Consider the following 1,662-nt stretch of genomic DNA (forward strand, 5'->3'; position numbering starts at 1 on the left):
CCATGCGGCGAGCGCGGGCGTCGGCACCGTGGCGGCTTCCGCCAGGCTCACCGCGTCGGGCACGCGCACGACCGAGTCGTGCCGCACGGCCACGTATTCCGCATACGCGCCCCAGCGCCCCGCGCCGACGTCGGTCTGCGCGAACACGCGCATGCCGGGCGCGAAACCGTCGACGCCGTCGCCGACCGCTTCGACCACGCCCGCCGCGTCGAAGCCGATCACGAACGGAAACGTGTATTGCATGAATGCGCCGAGGTAGCCTTCGCGGCATTTCCAGTCGGCAGGATTGACGCCTGCATACGCGACGCGGATCAGCACGTCGCCGGGGCCCGGCGTCGGTGCCGGCACGTCGGCCATCCGGAAAGCGTCGGAATGACCGACGCGATCGATCAACAGGGCTCGCATCTTCGTGTCTCCAGGGTTGTTGTCAGCTTGATGTGTGCGGTGCGTCACGCCGCCGTATCGGCCAGCAGGCTCGACGCGAGCGAACAGAACGCATGCGAGATCGCATCGACCGTCCAGTCGGGGCTTTCGGCATCGAACCGGCGGTCGACCCAGCCCCAGTGATAGGGATGCATCAGGTATTCGCCGGGCAGATCGCCGACGTGCGCGAATTCCTGCTGCCACACGTGCGTCCATGCGCCGGGCGTGTCGATCCGGCTCAGTCGCCAGTTACGGATGCCGGGCATGAACGCGGGCATCTGCAGCAATTCGCGTTCGAGCGCGGCGATCTGCGCCGCGCTGGCTTGCGGCCGCACGCGCAACATCAGCGTGCGCCACACGCCGTCGCGCAGCGCCGGATCGCGCAGGCCGCCGCCGATCGCACGGCATCCGGCGCCGTCGATGCGCTCGATGCCCGGCAATTGCGCCAGCGCGGCGAAATCCCCCGTGCGGTCGGCCGCCGATTCGTCGCGCAGCACGTCGAGCGTGTAGTCGCCCGCGCCCCAGCTACCGTCCAGATTGCGCGCCAGTGCCACGCGTTTCGTGCCGGCCAGCGCGTGCGCGGCTTCGTGCAGCGCACGTTCGATGGCGCCGGCGTTGCAATCCGCCGACACGAATACCTGTGCCGTGTCATGCCGCATGGTCGACCTCCGCCAGCGCGGGCAGCGGCGCATCGGCGTCCGTCATCACATGGCGGCGGCGCACGTCGCACAGCGCGTCGACGGCCATCCAGAAGCCGACCACGCCGGCATCCGTCAGCGCACGCATCCGGTAGTAGGACGGCGCGTCGGCCACGTGCCAGGTCAGCCACAGCGTGCTCGGCTGCCCCGGCACCGCGACGGGCGGCGACACCCAGCGGCCGGCCGCCGTCAGCCCGCGCGCCGCGTGGCCCGGCAGGTAACGGTCGCGCAGCAGTGCAAGCACGTCGGGAATGCGCTCGGGCGCGAGCGTGATTTCGTCTAGGATCTGGATCATTCGCGTGTCGTCCGTGGTCGTTCGTAACAGGGATGCGCGGCCGGCCTACGCCGTTCCGGCGAGGCCGAAGGCGGTCGGCGTGGATAGCATTCTTGCGTGGTGACGGTCAGCAGACCCCTACCGGCTCGCTCACCGGCCCCTGTCGCAACGATCAGATCGGGAAACACATGAAACAGCGCGCCATGCCGGCCCGCGGCCGCGTCCTGCCGGGCCTCGGCGCGCGCCTGCTGAGCGAACTCACGCGCA

Annotated in this window: 3 protein-coding genes; all 3 read right to left on the reverse strand. The window is 70.0% G+C overall.

Translation table 11 applies throughout. The features are described from left to right. The coding region (locus G3O06_RS48025) for an alcohol dehydrogenase catalytic domain-containing protein (protein WP_205820395.1) at positions 1-405 on the reverse strand (405 nt) is incomplete at its 3' end. Between the two features lie 44 nt (positions 406-449). Further along, positions 450-1,082: a Dabb family protein gene (locus tag G3O06_RS48030; protein ID WP_205820402.1), complete on the reverse strand. Its 633-nt coding sequence runs from the start codon at positions 1,080-1,082 to the stop codon at positions 450-452. Further along, positions 1,072-1,416: a hypothetical protein gene (locus G3O06_RS48035; protein ID WP_205820404.1), complete on the reverse strand. Its 345-nt coding sequence runs from the start codon at positions 1,414-1,416 to the stop codon at positions 1,072-1,074. The genes G3O06_RS48030 and G3O06_RS48035 overlap by 11 nt, the downstream gene beginning before the upstream one ends. Between the last annotated feature and the right edge of the window lie 246 nt (positions 1,417-1,662).

This window comes from Burkholderia sp. Ac-20345 (assembly GCF_017104825.1).
Lineage (GTDB): Bacteria > Pseudomonadota > Gammaproteobacteria > Burkholderiales > Burkholderiaceae > Burkholderia > Burkholderia lata_B.